We start from the raw sequence: 25,579 nt of genomic DNA on the forward strand, positions 1-25,579 counted from the left end.
CGGGTCAACAAGCTCTTTGAGTCAGGAATTTCGAATGGCAATTTTCCATCGTAACTGGATAACACTAACCTTGCCAATTGTATTGACGATAATTGAGATCTTACCTGTGCCGTTTCAAGTTTAGTTTGCATTTTTTCTCCAGCGAGCCGTGCAATAAAAATTCTCAATAGTAATATATACGCATATTGATTAAATTTCAATCAAATTTTGCATTGATATATCTTTCTGCTATGATTAGATTGTTGACCACTTATAAAGACGAACTCAGATTCACCAATCTGAAAAAGGGGAAAGCCACAATAGGTCGATTAAGTTTTTCATACTCGTCCAAAACCGGATATTCCCGCTTAAGCTCATAAAAAACCATTTTCTCCTTCTCAGCCTGCCTGGCCTGAGCGGCTTTATACAGTTGCTGCGTATTCAGTCCATACTCCTTCGCCACTGCGAAAGATGAATACCATCCCCTTTCCAGCTGACGTGGTCTTCCAATCGCCATAATCGTGAGGTAAGTCACCCTAGTTCCAAGGATCCAGAAAGCAGCATTTATAAAATGTTATGATGCGGATTATATTCTCAACGCCGTCCTGAAAATCAATGCTGCTGCGGTCATACCAAAAATCCCATCGAAAAATACTCAGGGAGTATGGCAAAGAAATTTATAAAGAGCGCAGTCTCATTGAACGCATGTTTAACGGTCATCCCCCCATTTTTAACTGCCATCAAAAATAGAGGTTTAAGCAGCTATGATCCTCTCCCCCAGACAGAGCCATCGGGTGGCAACCTCTTGTACTTCGTCAATCGTACTAAACAAATATTGATTTAACCAGTCATACCTTACGGTTCGGTTATATCGCTCAACATAAGCATTTTGCTGCTTTGCACAGGACAAAAATTGAAAAATAGTAACTCCCGAGCCTACACTCAATTAAATTAAAAAAAGCTTGAAAAATTATATGGATATTATCAAATGTGGGTATGACCGATACAGACCACTTAATAGCCAGGTTACTGGCAAGAATTGATGAACCTGAGCAGCTTGTGCAAAACGCAGGCGGCTATTATTGAATTACAGCCCGAAAAGATAAACGAGCTTGAAAAACGCCTAAAAAACAGCCGCAACAACTCAAAACCTCCATCAAGAGACGGTCTAAGTAAACGACCTCGCACAACATCCCTGCGAGAAAATGGTAAAAATCAAAGTGGAGGTCAAAAGGCCATAAAGGTGAAACGCTGAAGCAGGCCGCTCCTCCTGATAAAACAATTCGGCATGCTTTGCAACGTTGTCCTTCCTGTGGCCTGGCTCTGAGCAATCAGCCGGTTCTGGATATTGCTAAACGACAGGTTTTTGATATTCCTATCCCCAGGATAGAAGTCACTGAACATCAGACAGAAAGAAAGCACCGTTATGTTGTAACAAAATGGTCAGCGGCCTGTTTCCGGAAGCGGTAAGCTCCCCTGCCCAATATGGCCGGTAATACGAAGCTGGGCAGTATACTATCAAAATCAGTACTTTATTCCTGAAGACAGCCTGCAACAGCTGTTTGTTAATATATGGAGTATCCTTGGCAACAGCAACGCTTGCCAATTTCAACAGGACTGCCTTTGAAAGCTTGTCCCGATTTGAAGGGGTAGCCGCCCTGTCCATGGCGAAAAAAGCCGCTGTGAAGCAATTTTTCTTCAGGATTTACCTATACCAATGCCGGAGTAGCTGGGGAGTTGCTAATTTTCAAAATCCGTAAGCACTTCGCTGAATCAATTTCATCTTCCATGTGCTAATGAAGCTAAAGCAGCATAACCAGAGATAACACATGTGCCAAATTGTTCTATAATAACATTTGACAGAGATACTCTAATTCAAAAATAATGCGTTCAGTCGGAGGATAATAGTATGACCTTGTCAGTAAAGTCATTCAGTGGGCCAATTAAACGATTAACTGGCCATTCGGATCATCCAAAGCTGAAAGGTAGCAATAAGACAGACAGTGTAAGCATTGTCGCATTTGACAGAGAAAGTGACGAATGGGGTATTTTTTCTAATTACGCTGAAACGCCTATCCGTATGATGACGCCATATGGTGAAAGAACATTTCCTACTGTCGAACACTATTTTCAATATCAGAAAGATCCGAATGACGAGGCATACTTGAATAATATCCTAAGTGGAGATGCTCAGAATGCACGAAATTTAGGCCAAAAAAAGAAATGGAATCATTACTCGGATGCCGACAGAGCGATGGAGAGAGCAATTGATGCAAAGCTAAAAATCCCAGGGGTACAGAAGGCCCTCCTTGCTACAGGTGATGCCTGCTTGATTGAGGATACAGGAAGCCGAAGTGATAATAATCAAGATGGGAATTGGGGTTGGAAAAAAGGAGGGCAAGTTGCTCTACATGACGGTGCTGGAAATAAACTCGGTATCCTATTGATGGAAAAGCGTAACCTTTTAAATTCTTCAAGTAACGTTCAAGATCCGAGAGATTTATCTGAACGTGCTAGGGGCATTATGACGCATAATTACGCTCACACAGACCTTATCAGCCTCAGCAAAAGTCTGCCTGATGGGACTCGAGCCTATTCGACATACAATCATCAAAATAATAACGTACCTCACTCAAATCAAGAACTAAGTCAGGTAATTTATCGAATGGGAAAAACGAATAAAGAATACTCTGGCATTCCTTTAGTAGCACGGGGCGCAATGAATGGAACACTTAAAATAGCTTTCGACAGTCCTAAGGATGCTAATGATTTCCAAGCCATACTTGCCAAAGAGGGATTTAAAACAACTTATTTTGGTGGAAATGATAAATACCCGATAGATTGTGGAAACGGAAAAAAACTTGAGCATATTGTCCGATTTGAAAATGATGGTGAAGCGCAAGAAATTCCTCCTGCAGCTTTAGAATTTCTTAAAAGAAAATTTAGTGACGATGATGAAAAAATTGCTGAAATTGTTCAGCAATTAGGTTTTGAGGGTGCCGATTTACGAAGAGAAATGCAGAAAAAAAATTAATTTGAAATAGTTTTGACTTAATCTGACATAACCACTTGAAAAGGTGAGGGTTTCCGATTTTGATAGAAGTGCGAACTTTTAATCAAATCAATAGGAAAACTCTGATGGTAGATAATACTTTTAAAATCATTAAACATAAAGTTGCTCTTTTGAACCTTGCGGACGAATTAGGCAATGTATCGAGGGCATATAAGTTAACGGGCTTATCGCGAGACACGTTTTATCTTAAGCGATCATCAAAGTACACGGTTGACAGCGTTATCAAGGGTGGGAGTATCGATGAGGAAGTAAATTCAACATATCATCTTCGGACTGGCATAGCCTGATGTTATCAAAGAGGTACCACAGCTATTCAAAACCGTTAAGGACGTTATCTGTTCCAGAGTTAATCAGGCTATAGAAGAAGTCGTCTGCATGTGGCGATTTAGTAAATCAAATGGTATTACCGAAGGCTTTCATCGTAAGATGAAATTGATTCAACATAGAGCTTATGGCTTTAAAAACTTTGAAAATTATAGAACAAGGATTAGAGTACTATGCTGCTGATTGAGTGCCCCTCTAATTGGGAAAGCCCAGAAGTGATGTGCCGTTTTGAACTATTGAGAACTGATACAAAATGTCTCAATGGTACCGAGGGTCGGAGTCGAACCGACACGATGTCACCATCACCGGATTTTGAATCCGGCGCGTCTACCAATTCCGCCACCCCGGCACACAGGTCATCATTATAACAAAGATAGCTGTTGAAACAATGGTCCTGCTAAAATAATTTAGTAAATTCCTGTTTTTTATTGCTTGCCTCTTGCGTATCATGAAGGCAGGTTTATTGTGAGTTGACCCATGAAAAAAATACTATGGCTAACAGTGGGCTGTCTGATGGTTTGTAACGGTTACGCAGCGATTAACACCTGTCCTGATCCAAATACAACGTCCTTGCAATGGGGGGTGCCGCCGGCTCCCTGGGTTGTGAATCCTTACTCACCCAATAAACCCCAGGGTGAGCCGGGTACAGCTTTTGTCAGGGCCAACATTTTGGTTGCCGGTTTAGGCCGGGGGGTGGTCTGCACCTATAAAAATTCGCTGGGTGAGTATTCCATCTGGTGGCAAGTGCTGGTCAAAGTGCCTTCACGGAATGATTACCGCTGGATTGATACATTGGACGGGTTTGTATGCACGCAATCGTTGAGCGATTGTGAGTTCAGCACGGCGAGTTAAGCTGTTTGCTCTCCTGGTATCGGTAAAGTGAGATGATTGAAAATAAAAACGAATTGACTACAGATAAGTCTTCCCGCGCAGGCGGGAAACCAGATGCTTCGGAATAAATCCCCCCCTTCGCGGGCGTGACAGGGGAAGCGAGAATAGATTATAGGGTAAATCCGATTCATGAAGGGGGCTCAGTTACCCTATAATCGATCCTCCGTAATATTGATCATCATTTCCAGGGCTTTTTTTGCGTTGTCGATGACCCATTGCTGATCCTGTTCGTTCAGTCGTTGGCGCGTACCGGTAAATTCATTCACTACATCACCGGCTTTGACTTCATTGTAAGCCATGGGTTTACCCTGGCGCAGGAGATCAACCAGAGCAACCAAATGCGGCGGATCGTTACGGGACATGGTGGCGCAGCCGCAGCCCATGCCTTTTTCATGATCTTGTTTAGGGGCTTCGGCGAGGTTCACGACGCTAATGCCCAAGTGGCGGCAATATTGTTTGACGTTTTCCACCATATGATTTTCTGTGCCGATCGCATACCGTTTCGTGCCTGCGCGATCATGTACCACATAATCCCAGATAAAGGCCGTTGAGCCAGCCTGCTGTGCGGCTCGGATAACTTCATTACGGCATTCCGGATGGACTACGGTGGTGTAACCCTGGCTGTGCCAATAGTCGCACATGTCAACGCGGTAATGGGTGTGAACTGCGCACTGGCTGGAAAAGAGGATTAATTCAGCCTCATCAAATTGCTTTAAGGTTTTTTGATCCTGAGCGGCCAGCGAATACTGGGCTCCTGCTGTACCGCCGGGCCAGTAAGCCAGCTTGTTGATGTCCAGCCAGTAAGCGACGTTTTCGCCCATGTGCTGATCAGGAATAAACAGGATTTTTTTGTTTTGCTTCTGCGCCCATTGGAATATTTTTTTGACATTCGAACTGGTACAGATAGCACCCCCTTGCGCACCGGTCATGGCTTTTACCCGTCCGGACGTATTCATATAACAAACCGGCAGGATGTTTTCAGCGCCATAGCGTTCGTTTAAATCCAAAAATGCCGGCTCGACCATAAAGTCTTTGGCCAGCATTTCCATGGTACAACCCGATTTGGGATTGGTGATGTACACTTGCTGATTGCTGTTGGCCAGGATACTGATGGATTCCGCCATAAAATGCACCGCCGATTCGATGATCACTGACTTTTGCGGGTTATTGGCGGCCATTAAAGCCAATTGATAGGAGTCGCCAATCTGGCCGCCAAACTGCTCCACCAGGCGGACGATTTCGCCGCCCATGTAATAATGAGCCAGCAACAGCAATTGATCACCAAAATGATCCTGTGCTTTCTTTAAATAAGGCGTCATCCAGGTTAAAACCGTTGTCAGTTTTCGGTCCGGTAAGGCCAGGTATTCCTCGGCATAAGGCATGAATTCTTGCTGATACCAATCGAGAGGATAATCGCTTTGACAAATATTCATGTCGTTGGTAATTGACATGAGTGTCTTCTCGGGTTGATAACTACTGGCGTCGGTTAACATAATCTCATCTCAGCTAAATAACGAATTTTGGGGGGTGGTCAGCCTTAGGATACTTTCTTCAGCATAAGCATTTTTACGTGGAAAATCTTCGCGGTAATGGCCGCCGCGTGACTCCCGGCGAGACAAGGCCGCGCGGACAATCAGTTCCGCATTTAACACAATGTTGCGTAATTCGATAAAATCCCGGGTGATGCAATGCTTCCAGTAATATTCTTCGATAACCTCTTTTCGTTTCATTATTAATTGTAGTAAATCCTGCAATCCGGCTTCGGTACGGACGATGCCGGCATAAGAGGTCATTTCGCCGCGAAGACCACGCCAGTGGGCATTAATCTGGCTTGCCCGCCGCGCATTGACTTCACCGGGTGAGTTCCAATTGGGAATGCGCTCCACGTCTTTGCTGAAAGAGGTTATGTCCTTCAGGGAACAACGGGCTGCGTTACTGGCCATGACAATGGCTTCAAGCAGGGAATTGCTGGCTAAACGGTTAGCGCCATGCAGGCCGGTAAAGGCTACTTCCCCAATGGCATAAAGTCGTCTTAAATCTGTGCGTCCATCCACATCCGTCAAGACGCCGCCGCATTGATAATGGGCGGCCGGAACAACAGGAATCATATCCTGGCTCATGTCGATGCCAATGCTTTGCAGGGTGGAATAAATCTGCGGAAAGCGCTTTTTCAGAAAGGCTCTGGATTGATGGGTGATATCCAGATTGACATAGCCGCTGTTGCTTTGCTCAATCTCACTGAAAATAGCCCGTGCGACCACATCGCGGGTGGCCAGTTCCAGATGTTCCGGGGCATAACGGCGCATGAAGCGCTCACCATTATCCGCGTTTTTCAATAGCGCGCCTTCCCCGCGTACGGCCTCCGAGATTAAGAAATTATTGAGCGAATGGTGATGGAGCAGGGTAGGGTGGAACTGATAAAATTCCATATTGCCGACCCGTGCCCCGGCTCGATAGGCCATGGCAACGCCATCGCCGGTAGCCACCATGGGATTGGTGGTGTAGCGATAGGTTTTCCCAGCGCCGCCTGTTGCTAAAACAATGCAGCGTGCGGCAAAGGTATGGATAAGATTTTGACTGCAATCGAGAACATAGGCCCCTAACACCTCGCCCTGAATATCGGTGCGGTGCGGATGGTAATGGGTAATCAGGTTCACCGCGACGTGATGCTCAAAAAACTGAATTTGCGGATGCTGTTGGGCGGTTTTAAGAAGGGCCTGGGTGATGGACAAACCCGTCTGGTCGCCGCAATTAAAAATACGGCGATGGGAATGGCCGCCTTCCTGTGCCAGGACAAAATGGCCCTCGGTATCTTTGGTAAACTGTACCGGGTAGTTTAATAACTCCTCAATAGCCTGAGGCCCCTGACGGATAATAAATTCTACCGCCGGCGCATAACAGAGACCATCGCCGGCGTGAAGGGTATCGGCGATGTGGGCTTCCAGCGAATCCTCGCTCGATACCGCCGCGGCTATCCCGCCCTGTGCGTAACGGCTATTGCACTCATTCAATTCAGCTTTGCTGATAACTGCAATGCGGATGCGAGGTTCCAGTTTCAGCAATTGCAGGCAATAATGCAGGCCGGCAAGTCCTGTGCCCAAAACCACGACATCAAATTCCTTGGTGCTCCCCTGTTGTGAAAGCATGCTGCTCATGAGAAAGCCTTGACCAGCTGTGCCGCAAGTCCCGTATATGTTTCTGGCCTCAGGTTAATCAAGGTTTCTTTGGCGGCTGTCGGAATATCCAGTGTTTGAATGAATTTTTTCAAGCTATCCTTGTCGATGCCCTGGCCACGGGTTAAAGCCTTCAATTGCTCATAGGCATTGGGAATTTGATAACGGCGCATAACGGTTTGAATGGCCTCGGATAAAATCTCCCAATTTCCTTCCAGATCATCGAGTAAGGCCTGTTTGTTGATTTGCAGCTTGTCATTGCCCTTGGCGATGGCTTGATAGGCAATCAGGCTGTAAGCAAAGGCCACGCCCAGATTACGCAGGACGGTGGAGTCCGATAAATCGCGCTGCATTCTGGACTGGGTTAATTTGTTGGCGAAATGATCAAACAACGCATTAGCCATGCCGAGATTACCTTCCGCGTTCTCAAAATCGATGGGGTTGACTTTATGCGGCATGGTAGAGGAACCTACCTCTTCGGCCACGGTTTTCTGCGTGAAGTAATTGAGAGAAATATAAGTCCAGATGTCGCGTGTGTAATCCAGCAGGATATTATTGATACGAATCATAATGTGGCAGACTTCAGCAATGCCGTCATGGGGCTCGATCTGGGTGGTATAGGCACTGAAGGACAGGCCAAGCGAACTGACGAAAGCCGCACAATGCTTGCGCCAGTCAATTTCCGGGTAAGCCACGATGTGGGCGTTGTAGTTGCCTACGGCCCCATTGCATTTGGCCGGGATTAAAACCTCCGCTAACTGCTGCTGTGGGCGCTTCAAACGGGCGACAAAATTGACCAGTTCTTTGCCGATGGTGGTTGGTGTCGCCGGTTGCCCATGGGTTCTTGCCAGCATCGCGACATCGCCATGTTGTTTACCAAGCAGCATGATGCCCCCGATGATTTCAGCCAGGGTCGGCTGAATAATCTGGGCAATAGCGGATTTCATCATCAAGGCGTAGGCGAGATTATTGATGTCTTCCGAGGTGCAGGCAAAATGAATAAAACCGCAATAAGCTTTTAAATCCGCCTGTTCGTTCAGTTTGTCCCGCAGGTAATACTCAATGGCTTTGACATCATGGTTGGTTTGCTTTTCAAAGGCTTTGACTTTTTCCGCTTCTTCTTCATTAAACCCGGATAAAATGGCGTCAAGATAAGCTTTGCCGCGGGCATTCAGCGGCGGCAATTCTTTGATATCCTCATTGCCGGTTAAGGATTGAAGCCAGCGGATTTCGACCATGAGGCGAAAATAGATAAGCGCGTACTCACTGAAATAAGGGCTTAAGCTCGTGGTTTTTTTCAAATAACGGCCATCAATTGGTGAAATGGCATTCAATGAGGAAAGAGTCATGTTTTTAACCGCCAATTTATAAAGCACATATGATATTAGATGCAGGCCAAGATGTGAATTAAAAACCCTTTATTCACTGCAAATTAACAATCATCCTGCTTTTTTAGTGGATATGTGATTGATTTAGCGATTAAATAGAAGCGTGAAGTCGAATAAAACCGCTTGACTACTGATGCAAGGACGACGGGATGCGCCTGTTTCTCATTTATATCATGATGATTGCCTATGGCTGCAGCGCTGCCACCAGCAAGACGCTTACCTTTCCCGAAGCCCTGCAGCTAGCCTATCAGCACAATCCGGAACTGCGAGTCGCCATGGCCGACATCGAGCGCTTGAAGGGAGCCGTGATTCAAAGCGGTTTACTTCCGAATCCCGCCGTTTCACTGGAAGCGGAAAACATAGGCGGTTCGGGGCAATATCAGGGTTATGAATCTGCGGAGACCACGTTATCCGTGACCCAGCCCATTCCGCTCGGCCATCGACTGCGTTATTTGCAAAGCGCTGCCTACGCCAACTATGGTGTTGGCATCGCTCGTTTGCAAGTGAAAAAAATGGACATTTACACACGGGTGGGGCTGGCTTATGTCGATGCACTCTATGCAGGTCAATGGTATGCCGTCACCCAAAAACTGACCCGCCTTCATCAGCGGATTGTCTCTGAAATCAAACGGCGAAACGTCGCCGGAGCCGGCACGGAACTTGATTTACGATTAGCTGAGTTAAGACTTTATGAGGCCAGAATCCGTCAAAACCGCGCTGGTCGCGAACAGCGTTTGGCAGAGGCTGTGCTGGCGCGGGTGATGGGGGTTGAGATGAAGGGTCATCGGCAATTGACTGACAAGGGCTTGTCGCACCAGACGGTGCAATGGCACCGTCTTGTTGAAAAAATGCCCCAGAGCCCTGCGCTTAAAGAAAAAACACTGTTACTCAATGCCAGGCGTACCGAGATTACCGCGGCGAAAAAGAACGTATGGCCTAATCTGGTGGTGCAGTTGGGCGGCCGCCATTTTTCGGATGACGGCAACAATGCGGCTGTGGTTTCCACCAGTGCGCAATTACCGGTATTTGACCGGAACCAGGGAAATGTTGCCGCAGCCGAGGCTCAGTACACTCAGGTTCTGCAGGAAATAAAGGTGGTGCGCTTGCAGCTTAGGCAACAACTGTATCAATACCTGCTGGACTGGGAGCAGAATGTTTATGAAGCAGAGCAGGTGACGCGCGTCTTGTTGCCACTGGCAAGAAAAGCGGTGAAACTGGCTGAGGAAGGGTATAAGCAGGGGCGTTATACCTACCTGGAACTATCGCAGGCGATGACCATGCTATACCAGGAGGAGAAGCATTTCCAACGGGCACATGCAAACTATCACAAAGCCTTGATGCAAATGACAGGCGTATTGGGGCATTTCGGCAACCAGGGGAACACATGTTGACATTCTGCTTAAAATTAAGCCTTGTGATGTTGGCCTTGTTGGCTGGGTATCCCGGGGCTGCGCAGGGCGGCATGGATGCCCATGGGCATGAGACGGCAAAAACAGGCCCTCATGGCGGTAAGCAACTCCAGGACGGCCAGTTAAGCGTCGAAGTCACGATGTTTGAAAAAAACAGCCCCCCGCATTGGCGCGTGTATGTCACTCACTCAGATGAGGCAGTTAAACCACAGCAGGTACAACTTAACATGACGTTAAAGCGCTTTAACGGCAAGCAGGAAAACATCGATTTTATTCCCATGGAGGATTTTTTGCAAAGCCGGCAAATGATTGGCGAACCGCATTCGTTTGATGTCCAGATCAGTCTGATTTATCAGGGACAACCGTATCGCTGGCAGTATGCTGATTACGAGGGGCGATTAACCTTGTCAGACGAGATGATGAAAGCGGTGGGCATTAAAACAGCGATCGCTAAAAGCCATCTCATCGACAGGCAACTGGCTGTGGTGGGCAAAATTATGGCTAATCGCGATGCCATGGCCCCCATCTATCCCCGTTATGCCGGTATTGTCCAGTCGGTGCATAAAAATTTAGGCGATGAGGTTAAAAAAGGAGAAGTGCTCGCTGTCGTAGAAAGCAATGAAAGCCTGCAACGCTACACGATTACTGCTCCTATCAACGGCACTATTGTGAGAAAGGCGGTGACTATGGGGGAAATGGTCAAAATCGATAACCCCATTTACGAGATTGCTGACCTCGACTCGGTCTGGGCTGATCTGACCCTTTATCGCAAAGAAGCGCCTCAGGTAAAAAAAGGTATGAAGGTCATTGTCAGCAGTGATGGCGGCATGCCGCGAATGATGAGTACCATCAGTTATATTTCACCCTTGGGCATTGAAGACAGTCAGACTGTATTGGCTCGGGCGGTATTAGCCAATCCAGACAGGAAATGGTTGCCGGGGATGTATGTGAATGCCCAAATCACCATCAGCACGCATCAAGCCGCGGTGGCTGTCCCGCTTAAAGCGCTTCAACGCTGGCATCATCAATCTGTTGTGTTCGTTAAACGGGGTAATCAATTTGAAGCCACGCCTGTTAAGCTCGGCCACAAGAATAATCAGTGGGTGGAAATTCTTGACGGGCTTGAGCCCGGGGATGAATATGTCGTTAAGAACAGCTTTTTTCTAAAAGCCGATTTGGATAAATCCGGGCTTGGGCACGAACACTAAGGAAAGGGGATGCTTGAAAAGATCATTCATTTCTCACTCGCACAGCGGTGGTTTGTGCTGTTGTTCACCTTGATTATTGCGGGCATCGGCCTGTACAGCTATCAATTTTTACCTATTGATGCCGTCCCGGATATTACCAATGTCCAGGTGCAGATTAATACCGAAGCGCCGGGTTTCTCTCCTTTTGAAGTGGAACAACGCGTCACATTTCCTATTGAAACGGCGATGAGCGGTTTACCGTATCTTGATTATACCCGGTCCCTGTCCCGATATGGGTTGTCGCAGGTCACGGTGGTATTTAAAGACAGCACCAACATTTACTTTGCCCGGCAATTGATAAGTGAACGCCTGCAGCAGGTCAAGAATAAGCTGCCGGCTGAGATTACGCCTGAATTAGGCCCTGTGTCCACCGGTTTGGGCGAAATTTTTATGTATACCGTTAACAACAAGGCCGGGGTGAAAAAGCCCTATGATTCGACTGAACTGCGAACCATCCAGGATTGGATTATCAAACCGCAATTGCGCCAGGTCAGTGGGGTAGCAGAAGTAAATACCATTGGCGGTTTTGAAAAGCAGTATCATATTACCCCAGAGCCCACACAGTTGTTCCGTTATGGTTTAAGTCTTGAAAATGTCCTTGACGCGTTGCAGCGCAACAATGCCAATGTCGGGGCAGGTTACCTCGAACGCAATGGCGAACAATACCTCATTCGTGTGCCAGGGCAGGTTAAACGCATCGCTGATATTAAAAATATCGTGATTGCCAGTTACAAAGGGATCCCTGTTCACATTGGCGATGTGGCCGAAGTAAGCCTCGGGAATGAATTGCGCACGGGGGCGGCTACAGAAAATGGCCAGGAAGTTGTGCTTGGCACGGTCTTTATGTTGATGGGCGAGAACAGCCGTACAATTTCTGAGCGGGTAGCGGCGAAATTAAAGGAAATTAACAAGACGTTGCCTAAGGGCGTAGAGGCCAGGGCGGTTTATGATCGGACTATTCTTGTCAATGCCACCATTGATACAGTTAAAAACAACCTGTTCGAAGGGGCCTTGCTGGTGTGCGTTGTGCTCTTTGTCTTTCTCGGCAACCTGCGCGCCGCATTGATTACGGCCCTGGTTATTCCTTTGTCCATGCTGTTGACCATCAGCGGTATGGTGGTTAATCAGATCAGTGCCAACCTGATGAGCCTCGGCGCGCTCGATTTTGGTTTAATTGTTGATGGCGCGGTCATTATTGTTGAAAACTGTTTAAAGCGCTTGGGATTAAGGCAGCATCACTTGAAGCGTCTGTTGACGGAAGAGGAGCGGCTGGAGGAGATTGCGTCAGCCACCGTGGAAGTTATCCGTCCCAGCGTTTTTGGTGTTTTAATCATTACCATTGTTTACCTGCCTATTCTGACTTTAAGTGGCGTCGAGGGTAAAATGTTTCTGCCTATGGCGGAAACGGTTATCATGGCCTTGCTGGCGGCTCTTTTTTTTGTGGTGACGTTTGTGCCGGCGGCCGTGGCTGTTTTTTTACGCGGCCGTGTCAAGGAAAAACCGAATACGGTGCTGATACGCATGACACATGCGTATGAGTGGTTATTAGGGTACTGCTTTCGTTATCGGCAACTCATTACCGGCTGTGCTATCCTGGTTACTGTACTGAGTCTGTTCATTGCCTGGCGCCTTGGAGCTGAGTTTATTCCTAGCCTGGATGAAGGGGATATCGCACTGCATGCAATTCGCATTCCCGGGACCAGTCTAACGGAAGCGCTAACCATGCAACATCTGTTGGAAGAACAGATTAAGCAGGTGCCTGAAGTCGCCCGCGTGTTTTCAAAGATAGGGACGGCAGAAATCGCTACCGACCCCATGCCCCCTAACGTGGCCGATACCTTTATCATGATTAAGCCGCGCAGCCAGTGGCCTGACCCACGCAAATCCAAACAGCAGCTGGTGCATGACATTGAGAAAAAAATTACCCGCATTCCAGGCAATAACTACGAATTTACCCAACCGATCCAGATGCGGTTTAATGAACTGATTTCAGGGGTGCGCAGCGATGTGGCGGTGAAAATTTTTGGCGATGACATAAACACCCTGACTGCGTCTGCAAATACCGTGAGCGGCATTTTGGCAGCCATTCCCGGTGCGGCTGATGTCAAGGTTGAGCAGGTGACCGGTCTGCCGTTATATACGGTCGTTATCGATAGGGTATCCCTGGCACGCTATGGCTTACAGGTCAGCGAGGTGCAGAATGCAGTGGAAATTGCCTTGGGCGGTAAAAAGGGGGGCGAATTGTTTGTAGGCGATCAGCGCTTTGATCTGGTGGTGCGTTTGCCGGAGAAATTACGCAATGATCCCGATGTCTTGCGGCATATTTTAATTCCGTTGCCTATAGCCGAAGACGGTGAGCGCCACTTTATTCCCTTAACGGAAGTAGCCATCATTGAGCGCAGTGAAAGCCCCAATCAAATCAGCCGTGAAAATGGCAAGCGGCGTATTGTCGTAACCGCCAATGTCCGGGGGACTGACCTGAATTCCTTCGTCAGTGCCGCCATGATAAAAATTGAACAGAATTTAACCCTGCCCAGCGGTTATTGGATGAGTTGGGGCGGCCAATTTGAACAGCTGGAATCGGCGGCCAGCCGTCTGCAATGGGTGGTGCCAGCTGTTTTGTTTATTATCTTTTTATTGCTTTTCGTGGCCTTAGGTCATGTAGGCGATGCGTTTCTGGTGTTTACCGGCATCCCATTGGCCTTAACAGGCGGGATAGTGGCCTTATGGCTGCGGGGAATTCCCTTGTCCATTTCAGCCGGGGTAGGTTTTATCGCCTTGTCAGGCGTGGCCGTCTTGAATGGTCTGGTGATGATAAGCTTTATTAATAAATTGTATTACGATCAGCGTGTTCCACTTCGCCGGGCTATTATCCAGGGCTCCACCGCCCGCTTAAGGCCAGTATTAATGACGGCCCTGGTCGCCTCGCTTGGCTTTATTCCCATGGCCTTGGCCACAGGGACAGGGGCTGAGGTGCAACGTCCGCTGGCGACAGTCGTCATTGGTGGCATTCTTTCGTCTACCCTGCTGACGCTGGTAGTCCTCCCCTGCCTATATTTCCTCGCTCACTTCAATCGGGGCACCGGCGAGCCTGCCTGACCACGGAGTAATTAATACTTCGCGTAATCATTCACATCAAGAGGCAATTTCAGTAGAATGATTCACATTTTTAAGGATTTGGGGGTGGTTTATGTCTGTCAGCATCCATACGATTGATTTTAAACACTTGGGTATGCAGGATTTGGAACAAGTGGGCGGCAAAAATGCGTCGTTAGGAGAAATGATTAGTCATTTATCAGCTGCCGATGTACGGGTGCCTTCAGGCTTTGCCACCACAGCCGATTCCTTTCGCGCTTTTTTGTCGCAAAACGGCCTTGATCAACAAATTTATGAAATGTTGTCCAGGCTGAATCCGGATGATATTAACCAGCTGACGCAAGTCGGGAAAACCATTCGTGAGAAGGTGGTGAACACCCCTTTTTCCAGTGAATTTGAAGCGGCCGTCAGACAATCCTATGAGCAACTGGCTAAACATATCGGCCATAAGGATTTCAGTGTAGCAGTCCGATCATCCGCCACAGCCGAAGATTTGCCCGACGCGTCATTTGCCGGCCAACAGGAAACGTTCCTGAATGTCCGCGATATTGATGCTGTGTTGACTGCCATCAAACACGTGTTTGCTTCCTTATTCAATGACCGAGCCATTTCCTATCGTGTGCACCATGGCTTTGCCCATCATGATGTTGCGCTTTCGGCTGGCATTCAACAGATGATCCGGAGCGACATCGCGGTAAGCGGTGTGATGTTTACGCTGGATACGGAATCAGGCTTCAACGACGTGGTTTTTATTACATCATCTTATGGGCTTGGGGAAATGGTGGTGCAGGGTGCGGTGAACCCTGATGAATTTTATGTCCACAAACCGGGCTTAAATGCAGGCAAGCCAGCGGTCATCCGCCGCAATCTGGGCAGCAAAGCGATTAAAATGGTTTATTGCGATGAACCCGGCAGCGGCCGCAATGTCAAAACAGAAGACGTGAAGGAAGCCGATCGTTTAAAATTTTCGCTCACTACCGACGAAATAGAACAGCTTGCTAGACAAGCGCTCATCATTGAGAAACATTATGGCCGCCCCATGGATATTGAGTGGGCGAAAGATGGTAAAGATGGCAAATTGTATATTTTGCAGGCAAGGCCGGAAACGGTAAAAAGCCGGGCCAATACTCAGGTGCTGGAACGCTACACGCTCAAAGCCAAAGGGGACGTATTGAGCGAAGGACGCAGCATTGGCCAGCGTATTGGCCAGGGTCGCGCCCGCATTATCAAAGACATCAGCGAAATGGACCGGGTGAAGCCTGGTGACGTCCTGATTTCCGACATGACGGACCCGGACTGGGAGCCTGTTATGAAACGGGCGGCAGCCATTGTCACCAACCGCGGCGGCCGCACCTGCCATGCCGCCATCATTGCCCGTGAGCTTGGAATTCCTGCCGTGGTCGGATGTGGCGATGCCACGAAAGCAATCCGGGACGGAGACGAGGTCACTGTCAGTTGTGCTGAGGGCGATACCGGTTATATCTACGAGGGATTATTGCCCTTTGAGCGCATCAATCTGGATGTGGATACCATGCCGGAGCTGCCCATCAAAGTGATGCTGAATGTGGGTAATCCCGAGCGGGCTTTTGCTTTTCAGGCGGTGCCTAATGCCGGTGTGGGGCTCGCACGCCTTGAGTTTTTAATTTCCAATACCATCGGCATACACCCGAAAGCCCTGTTAAATTACGCCGCCCTGGAGGATAAAAAGCTTAAGCAATTTATTGATGAAAAAACAGCGGCGTATGACTCGCCGGTCGAATTTTATATCGAGCGCCTGAAAGAAGGCATCGCGACCATTGCCGCTGCGTTTTACCCGAAACCGGTGATTGTTCGTCTCTCCGACTTTAAATCAAATGAATACGCGAATTTGGCTGGCGGCCAATATTACGAGCCACATGAGGAAAATCCCATGTTGGGATTTCGCGGCGCTTCACGTTATGTCTCGGCCGATTTTGCCGATTGCTTTGCGCTGGAATGCAAGGCCGTGCGGCGTGTACGTGAAGATATGGGGCTTCAAAACGTGGAAGTGATGATTCCTTTTGTGCGAACGGTCAGCGAAGCCTCGCAGGTGATTGATGTGTTAAAGGAGCATGGTTTGTCGCGCGGCCAGCATGGGCTTCGGATTATTATGATGTGCGAATTACCCTCCAATGCCTTATTAGCCAGTGAATTCCTGGAGTATTTTGATGGATTTTCCATCGGATCCAATGATTTGACCCAGTTGACCTTGGGCCTTGATCGTGACTCCGGTTTGATTGCTTCGCAGTTTGACGAGCGCAATGATGCCGTGAAAGCTTTACTGCATATGGCCATATCAACCTGTAAAGAGGCTGGCAAATACATTGGCATTTGCGGTCAAGGTCCCTCTGATCATCAGGATTTCGCCGAATGGCTTATGAAAGAAGGCATTGACAGTGTTTCCTTAAATCCGGACTCGGTTTTAGATACCTGCCTGTTTTTGGCCGGACAGAAAGCATGAGGTGTCTGTCCAGACTTTTTCTGATAACCGCGATTTGTTTTCCTGTGTTGGTCTTTGCTGGAAGCACCACCCATGAACAGGATCCGGTTGCGTCAGTCATTTTTTGGGTTAGTTTTATTTTTATCTTTGCCTTGCTGGGGCGATATCTCGCCAAGCGGTTTAATCAGGCCGGCGTCCTGGGCGAGCTTATCATGGGCGTGCTCCTGGGCAATATTTGCTATTTTTTTGGCCTGCAGATCTTCGTGGTGCTGCGAGAGGGATCAGCCATCTTTCACATCATGCGCAGCATGCTGGATGGTGTCTCCCTGACTCTGGCCGTCAAAACCAGCATTCCGGATCCGGTCTATGCCAAGCAAATGCTTAAAGCCTTAACCAGTGATGATGGCATCGAATTGATCAAGGCCGGATATGTACTCGATATTTTGTCGCGTTTTGGCGTTCTCTTCCTGCTGTTCATGGTGGGCCTTGAAAGTTCACTCCAAGATTTAAAAAAAACAGGAAGAGAGTCTGTGCAGGTGGCCATCATCGGGGTTGTGGCACCGATTATTCTTGGCTTTTTAGCCGCTCATCTTGTATTGCCAGAAGCATCCTATAAAGCCCACCTGTTTGTAGCCGCCACCCTGTCCGCCACCAGCATAGGTATTACTGCCCGTGTATTATCGGAAATGAAAAAACTTAAAACCCGCGAAGCGAGAACCATCATGGGTGCTGCCATGCTCGACGATGTCTTGGGCCTTATGATTCTAGCCATTGTCAGCAGCATTGTTGTGCAGGGGGAAGTGGATGTGTTGCAGATTCTATGGGTCTTGGGTTCAGCGGTTGTCTTCTTTACCGTGGCCGTTTTGTTTGGGCCTTGGGCTTTGCGGCAGGTTATTCGTTTTTTAAGTTTTCTTGATTTGTGGGAAGCCAAACTCTTTGCCTCTTTTTTCTTTTTAATGACGCTCGCCTGGCTTGCCACAGTCATGCAGTTGGCCGCCATCATTGGCGCATTTGCGGCTGGTCTGGTTATTCATGACGGCTTCTTTGAAGCCGGTGACAATGAGCGTCAATACCGTTTGGATATCAAGCAACTGATTGCGCCGTTTGAAGCCATTCTGGCTCCTTTGTTTTTTATGTTAATCGGCATTCAGGTCAAACTGGAGTCTTTTTATGATTGGCGGGTATTGGTGATGGCCGGTGCGTTAACTCTGGCTGCCATCATCGGCAAACTGGTCAGCGGCATAGGCGGCAATAAAAAGGATGATCGGTTGCTTATAGGCATTGGGATGCTACCCCGCGGTGAAGTGGGTTTGGTTTTTGCCTCCATTGGCAGGACATTGGGGGTGATTTCCGATAATCTGTTTTCAGCCATCATTTTAATGGTTATTCTCACTACCTTAATTGCTCCGCCCTGGCTGAAGGCACAATATGCACGGCAAAAAATAAAGGTTAGTCAGGCATGAATGTTCCCTTCGATGAAATCAAAGACAATGTAAAACGGGCGCTGGCTGAAGATATTGGCTCTGGCGATGTCAGTGCGGCACTGTTGCCTGAGGAATTGGAGGCAACGGCTGAAATCTTTTCGCGTGAGCCGATGCTTATTTGCGGCCAACCCTGGGTCAATGAGGTTTTTGCGCAAGTTAACCCCGCTATTGACATTCAATGGCTGGTTAACGAGGGGGAGTGGCTGCCCGAGCCCACTACCCTGTGTCAAATCAATGGCCGGGCGCGTGATCTCTTAACCGCAGAAAGAACCGCATTGAATTTTTTGCAAACCTTGGGCGCAACGGCAACCCAAACCTGGCATTATTTGCAGGAAATTAAAGGAACAAAGGCCCGGCTGCTGGATACGCGTAAAACCATTCCTGGGTTAAGGTTGGCGCAAAAATACGCTGTTTCCTGTGCGGGCGGTATAAACCATCGGGTGGGTTTATACGATGCTTACCTTATCAAAGAAAACCACATTAAATCCTGCCGCTCCATTACTCAGGCTATTTTGATGGCACGCGAGAAAAGGCCGGACCTGCTGATTGAAGTAGAAGTTGAAACGCTGGAGGAGTTGCTGGAGGCCTTAAATGCTGGCCCTGACCGTATTTTGCTGGATAATTTCAGCCACGCCATGCTGGCTGAGGCTGTGATTTTAAATCAACCGTACCAATGCCAACTGGAAGCGTCCGGAGGAGTGACACTGGATACTATTCGCTCTATCGCGCTCACCGGTGTCGACTTTATTTCTGTCGGTTCAATAACCAAGTCATTACAGGCTATTGACTTGAGTCTTTTAATCAGGGAAATCAAATGAATGCAAAAATTGTATTAACTGGCGGCGGTACCGCCGGCCATGTCACGCCGAATCTGGCCATGATTGAAAACCTGGTGGAAGACGGCTGGCAGGTAGATTATATCGGCTCCGCCGATGGGGTTGAAAAACAGATTATTGGCAAGACGAATGTCCCTTTTCATCCGATTCAATCCGGTAAATTACGCCGTTATTTCAGTTGGCAGAATTTTTTAGATCCTTTCAAGATTCTCTATGGTTTATTTCAGTCGTTTCGGTTGCTGCGGCGTTTGGATACAGACATTGTTTTTTCCAAAGGCGGATTTGTCGCGTTCCCTGTGGTTATGGCGGCCTGGCTGAACCGCATCCCGGTTATCGCTCATGAGTCGGACATGTCGCCTGGGCTTGCTAACCGCCTGTGCCTTCCTTTTGTGAATAAAATCTGTGTGACGTTCGCTCCTGCAAAAGCCCATTTTAAACAGCAGGGCAAGGTGGTAATAACGGGTACGCCCATTCGCCGGCAGTTATTTAACGGTTCGCGGCAGCGTGGCCTTGCGCTTTGCGGTTTTAATGACAAACAGGCTATTTTACTGGTGATAGGCGGGAGCCAGGGTGCTCAGGCAATTAATCAGGCCGTGAGAGAGGCATTACCGGCGTTGAGCAGTAATTATCAGATTATTCATCTATGCGGCAAAGGCAAGGTGGATGAAACCCTGCAAAAGGTGCCTGGTTATTTTCAACTGGAATATGCCAGTGAAGAGCTGGCCGACCTGTTTGCTGCCGCCGATGTGGTGGTTTCGCGTGCCGGCGCGAATGCTCTCTATGAAATTCTTGCCTTGCAGAAGCCGCATGTATTAATTCCGCTTTCAGCCAGGGTTAGCCGTGGCGATCAAATTCAGAATGCCCGCTACTTTAAAGAGCAGGGGATTAGCATTGTCATTCCTGAGAACGAGTTAACCACCGAACGGTTGCTGATGGCCATTGATGAGGCGGAAGAAAATCAACAGGACATCATTCAGCGCATTAAATCGCTGAAAATTGAGTCCGCCACCGTTAAAATTATGAATCTTATTAAGGAGCAGTTGCATGTTGAATCCCCAGAAACTGTTTGAAGGAATTGAACAGACCTGGCAAAACGAGATCCTTCCCAGTCTTGTTGACTACATTAAAATTCCGAATAAATCACCTCATTTTGATAAAGACTGGCAGGCCCATGGCTTCATGGAGCAAGCGGTTACTCATGTTGCCCATTGGTGCGAAGCCCATGCACCCAGGGGGATGACCATGGAAGTTATTCGCCTGGAAGGACGCACACCGCTGTTGTTTATGGAAATTCCGGGGCAAATCGAGGAAACCGTCCTGCTGTATGGTCATCTGGACAAGCAGCCGGAAATGACGGGCTGGCAGGAAGGGCTTGGCCCCTGGCAACCGGTGATTCGCGATGGCAAACTGTATGGCCGGGGTGGGGCGGATGATGGTTATGCTGCCTATGCCTCGTTAACAGCCATTGACCAGCTGCAGAAGCAAGGATTACCCCATGCCCGTTGCGTATTGATCATTGAGGCATGCGAAGAAAGCGGCAGTTATGATCTTCCCTATTACATCGACGCACTGGCCACCCGAATCGGCGAGCCCTCTTTAGTCATCTGTCTTGATTCGGGTGCAGGGAATTACGAACAACTGTGGATGACCACGTCCTTGCGCGGCAACGTGGTGGGTGAACTTTCGGTGGAGCTGATTGAAGAAGGCGTTCATTCCGGCAGCGCCAGCGGCATCGTTGCCGACAGTTTCCGCGTGGCCCGGCAATTAATCAGTCGTATAGAAGACGATGCCACAGGGCAGGTGAAATTGCCTGAATTGTATTGCGACATCCCTGAAGAAAGGATAAGTCAGGCGCGACAATGCGGGGAAATTCTGGGTGAGGAAGTCTATCGCGCTTTTCCTTTCCATCCGAATGTGAAACCAGTAACGGGTGACAAAACCGAATTAATTCTAAACCGGACCTGGCGTCCTGCCTTGACGGTGACTGGTGCTGAAGGCTTGCCGAGCATTGCTAATGCCGGCAATGTCATGCGCCCCAAAACAGCGTTTAAATTATCCATGCGCCTGCCGCCGCTTGTTTGCCCGCAAAAGGCTTCCATGGCTATGCAAAAGACATTGACCGAGGCGCCGCCTTACCAGGCCAGGGTCGCTTTTCGTATCGATGACGGCGCGCAGGGTTGGCATGCACCGTTAATGCCCGAATGGCTGGCCAAGGCGGCTGATGAGGCTTCCATGGCGTTCTACAACAAGCCTGCGGCTTATATTGGCGAAGGGGGGACGATACCCTTTATGGGCATGTTGGGTGAGAAATTCCCGCAAGCCCAATTTATGATTACCGGCGTATTGGGTCCCCATTCGAACGCGCATGGGCCGAATGAGTTTCTGCATTTGGATATGGTAAAAAAATTAACTTCCTGTGTTTCTTATGTCCTCTATCGCCATTACTTGCAATTTGCAAATAATAACTAGACAAAACAATAAGTTACTGTCATAATTCGCAAGCTCTTGTTATGGAAAACAACAAGAGGTTGATAACGGCAAAAAGCCGCTAAGTCCAATCACAATAAGGAGAAATTTATGAAAACCAATCTAATTGCTATGGTTTTATCATTTTTATCAATGTCATCCCCTTTGTATGCAGCACCCACGCCGAGCGCAAGCACGATCACCCAGGAAGCCGATGCCGCCACGCCTAAAATCAACTTAAATACCGCTGAACTAAACACCCTGGTTCATTCGTTTAAGGGGATCGGTGAAAAGCGGGCTGAGGCGATCATCAAATACCGCGAGAGCCATGATGGCTTTAAATCGGTGGAAGAGTTAGCAGAAGTCTCCGGTTTGGGACAGCAATTCGTCAATAAGAATCTTGCCGAACTCAAACAAACATACAGCGTGGAATAAAGTTCAAACCAGGCGGCTTGACCGCCTGGTTCCTACCACAACATTTTCCTACTAAGCAGGTAATCCGTGGATTTAAGGGGATGGGAGAAAGACATTATTTTGTGTATATATTATCCAGCAAGAGTTATGGAACGCTTTATATCGGTGTCACGAGTAACCTGACTCAACGAATAAACCAGCACAAGAACGGTTGGGTCGACGGGTTTACCAAAAAATACTGTGTTCACCGTTTAGTTTATTACGAAATCCATGCTGATATTTATGAAGCCATCACAAGGGAAAAACGCATTAAGAAATGGAACAGGCAATGGAAAATAAATTTAATTGAAGAAAAAAATCCTCAGTGGCTTGATTTGAGTATAGGTTTGGTTTGATTGATGGATGCCCGCCTGCGCCGGGATGACAGCCAAACCCTTGTCTTGCCCGCGAGGGCGGGCAACCATGGCTATGTACCACCGAAAGGATGGGGGTCCACCGCCTGCGCGGGGGTGACAGCCAAACCCGTGTCTTGCCCGCGAAGGCGGGCAACCATGGCTATGTACCACCGAAGAGATGGGTCCCCGCCTGCGCCGGGATGACAGCCAAACCCTTGTCTTGCCCGCGAGGGCGGGCAACCATGGCTATGTAACACCGAAAGGATGGGGGTCCACCGCCTGCGCGGGGGTGACAGCCAAACCCGTGTCTTGCCCGCGAAGGCGGGCATCCATTGAGTGGTTAAAATTCGTGAAAAAAACCGAAAGCAGTTGCCAATTTAATGGACATGCAGTGTTTATCGAAGTGCAGTTTTGCTTTGACCAGGAGTTGCCGGTGTGACTTATTTTACCCTGTAGAAAGAATCTTGATAAAGACCTGTCGATTTTTACGCAAATATAGGGTAAAGTACAGGCCAAAAAAAGAACGAGGTAGTGGGGCTCATGTTCAGGAAATTAAGGGGCGTTTTTTCAAACGATTTATCCATCGATTTGGGAACAGCTAACACATTGATTTATGTAAGGGATAGAGGAATTGTTCTTAATGAACCGTCTGTTGTGGCATTAAGAAATGAATCAGGACAAAAGCGTGTGGCTGCTGTCGGGATAGAAGCCAAGCGCATGTTGGGACGAACTCCCGGCAATATTAATGCCATTCGCCCGATGAAAGACGGTGTCATCGCCGACTTTTTTGTCACGGAAAGAATGCTGCAGCATTTCATCCATAAAGTGCATGAGAACCGTTTCTTAAGGCCCAGTCCGCGTGTATTGGTTTGTGTGCCTTGCGGTTCTACTCAAGTTGAGCGTCGTGCCATTCGCGAATCAGCCATGGGTGCCGGTGCACGTGAAGTTTTCCTCATTGAAGAACCGATGGCGGCTGCTTTGGGTTCAGGTATGCCGGTCGAAGAGGCCAGCGGTTCAATGGTGGTAGATATTGGCGGCGGTACAACCGAGGTGGCTATTATTTCCTTGAGTGGTATTGTTTACCATCAGTCTGTCCGTATTGGCGGCGATAAATTTGATGATGCCATTGTGTCTTATGTTCGCCGTAATTATGGCACCTTGATTGGTGAAACCACAGCAGAACGTATCAAACATGAAATTGGTTCTGCTTTCCCAAGCCGTGACCTGTTCGAGATTGAAGTCAGAGGCCGCAACCTGGCTGAAGGCGTGCCGCGCAGTTTCACATTGACCAGTGCAGAAATCCTTGAAGCATTGCAAGAACCGCTGTCCGGTATCGTGGGAGCAGTTCGAGCCGCCCTGGAATTGGCGCCGCCCGAATTGGCTGCCGATATTGCCGAGCGCGGCATGGTTCTTACTGGCGGTGGTGCTTTGTTGAAAAACATGGATACCTTGCTGATGGAAGAAACTGGCCTGCCCGTATTAGTCGCAGAAGATCCGTTAACCTGCGTAGCACGTGGTGGTGGTAAGGCGTTGGAAACAATGGATTTGCGCGGCGGTGATTTCCTCTCAACCGAATAATTCAAATAATAAACTCTTTACTAAGGGCAAGCACAGGTCATTCAGCTTTGTGTTTGCCTTGATGTTTTCTATTTGTCTGATGTTTTCTGATTATCATTACCAATACCTTGGTCATGTGCGCAGTGGTTTTTCGTTTGTGGTCTCGCCACTGCAATATGCGGTGGATTATCCTGTACGGATTATGGGATGGGCTCAGGCTTTAGTCAGCGCCAAAACCTCCTTGATCAGTGAAAATATGGAGTTACGTTACCAACAGACCTTGCTGGAAGCCGAACTTCAGAAACTCATGGCGATCAAGGAAGAAAATTCGCAGCTGAGGGAGCTGTTACTGACATCGTCCAAAGCCAAAATGAAAGCCATGGCTGCCCAGATTTTGGCCGTTGATACCAGCACCTCGCGACAATTGGTGATCTTAAACAAAGGTAAGCGGGATGGCGTTTATACCGGGCAACCCGTTTTGGATGCCAAGGGTGTAATGGGACAAATTATTGATGTGGGCTACATGACCAGCACAGTATTATTAATCTCCGATGCCAAGTGCGCCGTGCCCGTTAGAAATACCCGAACAGGAGAGAGGGCCATTTTAGTGGGTACCAATAATTTAGGTCAATTGTCCCTGATTAATCTCCCGCGGACCTCGTCAACCAATAAAGGCGATTTGTTAGTGACTTCAGGCCTGGGGCGTCTTTACCCTGAGGGATATCCGGTCGGACGGGTCGAAAGCGTTACCAGTGTTCCGGGCGATGATTTCATTAAAGTGGAAGTAAGCCCCGTCGCACTCTTAAATCGCAACCGGTTGGTATTATTGATTTGGCCTGATAAGGAACAGGAAATTTTAACGGCACAAATTAACGAACGCATGAATGCGTTGGGAGCCGCCACATGAATGCCCTGAAATGGCGTTTACCCGTAGCCTTTTTAATCGCGCTAATTCTAACCATCATGCCATTACCAGCGTTTCTGGTAAATATACGCCCACCCTGGACACTTTTGCTGGTGCTTTATTTGCAGTTTTATATGCCGGATTATTTTAGAGTCAGCCTGTTGGTAATGTTGGGTTTAATTTTGGATGCCTTACTGGCTACTGTGATTGGCGAGCATGCCTTTGCCCTGTGTCTGACCGCGTGGCTGGCAAGCAGCAAAGCCAGACGGTTTTATTTCTTTCCTATCGGGCAACAGATGGCTTTGATTGGATTTTTCTGCGCCTGGTATCAGTTGACTGTTTTTTTTATTGATGCATTTCTTGGATATCCCATGAATTGGATAACCGTTATTGGCAGCACTTTGCTCAGTATACTGGTCTGGCCCTGGATAAGGCTTGCTGCAGAAGAAACCTTATTGATCAGAGCACGATTTAAAGCCTGAAGC

Annotated in this window: 21 protein-coding genes, 1 tRNA gene and 2 pseudogenes; 18 read left to right on the forward strand and 6 right to left on the reverse strand. The window is 48.2% G+C overall.

Annotated features, from left to right (window positions below; genetic code table 11):
- Positions 1-250 precede the first annotated feature (250 nt).
- Together Lery_RS13210 and Lery_RS15120 are read right to left on the reverse strand one after the other, a co-directional pair.
- Positions 251-514 carry a hypothetical protein gene (locus Lery_RS13210; protein WP_131751214.1) on the reverse strand — a complete coding sequence of 88 codons (264 nt, stop codon included), beginning with the start codon at positions 512-514 and terminating at the stop codon, positions 251-253.
- A 249-nt stretch (positions 515-763) separates the two neighbouring features.
- Positions 764-874 (reverse strand): annotated as a pseudogene (locus Lery_RS15120) (integrase core domain-containing protein); the annotation flags it as partial.
- Between the two features lie 147 nt (positions 875-1,021).
- Here Lery_RS15120 and Lery_RS15895 point away from each other — a divergent pair.
- The 4 genes and pseudogenes from Lery_RS15895 (at position 1,022) to Lery_RS15125 (ending at position 3,559) form a co-directional block, all read left to right on the forward strand.
- Entirely contained in the window at positions 1,022-1,234 is a 213-nt protein-coding gene (locus tag Lery_RS15895) for a DUF6444 domain-containing protein (RefSeq protein ID WP_058527700.1), read from the forward strand.
- A gap of 654 nt (positions 1,235-1,888) precedes the next feature.
- Complete coding sequence (locus Lery_RS13225) at positions 1,889-3,013, forward strand: NADAR family protein (protein ID WP_058527702.1); 1,125 nt, start codon at positions 1,889-1,891, stop codon at positions 3,011-3,013.
- Between the two features lie 104 nt (positions 3,014-3,117).
- A pseudogene (locus tag Lery_RS15375) lies at positions 3,118-3,234 on the forward strand (helix-turn-helix domain-containing protein); the annotation flags it as partial.
- Between the two features lie 109 nt (positions 3,235-3,343).
- The gene (locus Lery_RS15125) at positions 3,344-3,559 is read left to right on the forward strand and encodes a transposase (protein WP_420324172.1); all 216 of its coding nucleotides are present in this window, start codon (positions 3,344-3,346) and stop codon (positions 3,557-3,559) included.
- A 79-nt stretch (positions 3,560-3,638) separates the two neighbouring features.
- Here the strand turns inward: Lery_RS15125 and Lery_RS13235 are convergent.
- Positions 3,639-3,725, reverse strand: a tRNA-Leu gene (locus Lery_RS13235).
- A gap of 164 nt (positions 3,726-3,889) precedes the next feature.
- Between Lery_RS13235 and Lery_RS13240 the strand changes: the two genes are divergently transcribed.
- Entirely contained in the window at positions 3,890-4,228 is a 339-nt protein-coding gene (locus tag Lery_RS13240) for a DUF3757 domain-containing protein (RefSeq protein WP_058527704.1), read from the forward strand.
- Between the two features lie 188 nt (positions 4,229-4,416).
- Here the strand turns inward: Lery_RS13240 and nadA are convergent, their stop codons facing one another.
- Genes nadA through purB form a run of 3 tightly spaced genes read right to left on the reverse strand, consistent with a single transcriptional unit; the run spans position 4,417 to position 8,789 of the window.
- Positions 4,417-5,760, reverse strand: coding sequence for a quinolinate synthase NadA (nadA, locus tag Lery_RS13245; protein WP_058527705.1), 1,344 nt, complete (start codon positions 5,758-5,760; stop codon positions 4,417-4,419).
- A gap of 9 nt (positions 5,761-5,769) precedes the next feature.
- Complete coding sequence (gene nadB, locus Lery_RS13250; protein WP_058527706.1) at positions 5,770-7,422, reverse strand: L-aspartate oxidase; 1,653 nt, start codon at positions 7,420-7,422, stop codon at positions 5,770-5,772.
- Positions 7,419-8,789 (reverse strand): adenylosuccinate lyase, encoded by a 1,371-nt coding sequence (gene purB / locus Lery_RS13255; RefSeq protein WP_058527979.1) that lies wholly within the window; start codon positions 8,787-8,789, stop codon positions 7,419-7,421. Before purB ends, nadB begins: the two co-directional genes overlap by 4 nt.
- A gap of 188 nt (positions 8,790-8,977) precedes the next feature.
- On the opposite strand from purB, the gene Lery_RS13260 reads away from it, so the two are divergent.
- From Lery_RS13260 to mreD, 13 genes are all read left to right on the forward strand, one after another.
- Positions 8,978-10,219 carry a TolC family protein gene (locus Lery_RS13260; RefSeq protein ID WP_058527707.1) on the forward strand — a complete coding sequence of 414 codons (1,242 nt, stop codon included), beginning with the start codon at positions 8,978-8,980 and terminating at the stop codon, positions 10,217-10,219.
- Positions 10,213-11,445, forward strand: a complete 1,233-nt coding sequence (locus tag Lery_RS13265; RefSeq protein ID WP_131751170.1) for an efflux RND transporter periplasmic adaptor subunit — start codon at positions 10,213-10,215, stop codon at positions 11,443-11,445. The genes Lery_RS13260 and Lery_RS13265 overlap by 7 nt, the downstream gene beginning before the upstream one ends.
- Positions 11,446-11,454: 9 nt before the next feature.
- Positions 11,455-14,583 carry an efflux RND transporter permease subunit gene (locus tag Lery_RS13270; protein WP_058527708.1) on the forward strand — a complete coding sequence of 1,043 codons (3,129 nt, stop codon included), beginning with the start codon at positions 11,455-11,457 and terminating at the stop codon, positions 14,581-14,583.
- Between the two features lie 91 nt (positions 14,584-14,674).
- A complete protein-coding gene (gene ppsA, locus Lery_RS13275; protein ID WP_058527709.1) occupies positions 14,675-17,059 on the forward strand; it encodes a phosphoenolpyruvate synthase in 2,385 nt (794 codons plus the stop codon).
- The gene (locus Lery_RS13280) at positions 17,056-18,501 is read left to right on the forward strand and encodes a cation:proton antiporter (protein ID WP_058527710.1); all 1,446 of its coding nucleotides are present in this window, start codon (positions 17,056-17,058) and stop codon (positions 18,499-18,501) included. Before ppsA ends, Lery_RS13280 begins: the two co-directional genes overlap by 4 nt.
- Entirely contained in the window at positions 18,498-19,340 is an 843-nt protein-coding gene (nadC, locus tag Lery_RS13285; protein ID WP_058527711.1) for a carboxylating nicotinate-nucleotide diphosphorylase, read from the forward strand. Before Lery_RS13280 ends, nadC begins: the two co-directional genes overlap by 4 nt.
- Positions 19,337-20,428, forward strand: a complete 1,092-nt coding sequence (locus Lery_RS13290; RefSeq protein ID WP_058527712.1) for an undecaprenyldiphospho-muramoylpentapeptide beta-N-acetylglucosaminyltransferase — start codon at positions 19,337-19,339, stop codon at positions 20,426-20,428. The genes nadC and Lery_RS13290 overlap by 4 nt, the downstream gene beginning before the upstream one ends.
- Positions 20,403-21,827, forward strand: a complete 1,425-nt coding sequence (locus Lery_RS13295) for a M20 family metallopeptidase (protein ID WP_058527713.1) — start codon at positions 20,403-20,405, stop codon at positions 21,825-21,827. The genes Lery_RS13290 and Lery_RS13295 overlap by 26 nt, the downstream gene beginning before the upstream one ends.
- Positions 21,828-21,935: 108 nt before the next feature.
- The gene (locus Lery_RS13300; RefSeq protein ID WP_058527714.1) at positions 21,936-22,259 is read left to right on the forward strand and encodes a ComEA family DNA-binding protein; all 324 of its coding nucleotides are present in this window, start codon (positions 21,936-21,938) and stop codon (positions 22,257-22,259) included.
- An 80-nt stretch (positions 22,260-22,339) separates the two neighbouring features.
- Positions 22,340-22,633, forward strand: a complete 294-nt coding sequence (locus Lery_RS13305) for a GIY-YIG nuclease family protein (RefSeq protein WP_058527715.1) — start codon at positions 22,340-22,342, stop codon at positions 22,631-22,633.
- Between the two features lie 540 nt (positions 22,634-23,173).
- Positions 23,174-24,211 (forward strand): rod shape-determining protein, encoded by a 1,038-nt coding sequence (locus Lery_RS13315; protein WP_058527717.1) that lies wholly within the window; start codon positions 23,174-23,176, stop codon positions 24,209-24,211.
- Positions 24,189-25,097 (forward strand): rod shape-determining protein MreC, encoded by a 909-nt coding sequence (gene mreC / locus Lery_RS13320; protein ID WP_058527718.1) that lies wholly within the window; start codon positions 24,189-24,191, stop codon positions 25,095-25,097. Before Lery_RS13315 ends, mreC begins: the two co-directional genes overlap by 23 nt.
- Positions 25,094-25,576 (forward strand): rod shape-determining protein MreD, encoded by a 483-nt coding sequence (gene mreD, locus Lery_RS13325; RefSeq protein ID WP_058527719.1) that lies wholly within the window; start codon positions 25,094-25,096, stop codon positions 25,574-25,576. Before mreC ends, mreD begins: the two co-directional genes overlap by 4 nt.
- Positions 25,577-25,579 lie beyond the last annotated feature (3 nt).

The sequence above is a fragment of the Legionella erythra genome (assembly GCF_001467615.1).
GTDB classification, from domain to species: domain Bacteria; phylum Pseudomonadota; class Gammaproteobacteria; order Legionellales; family Legionellaceae; genus Legionella_C; species Legionella_C erythra.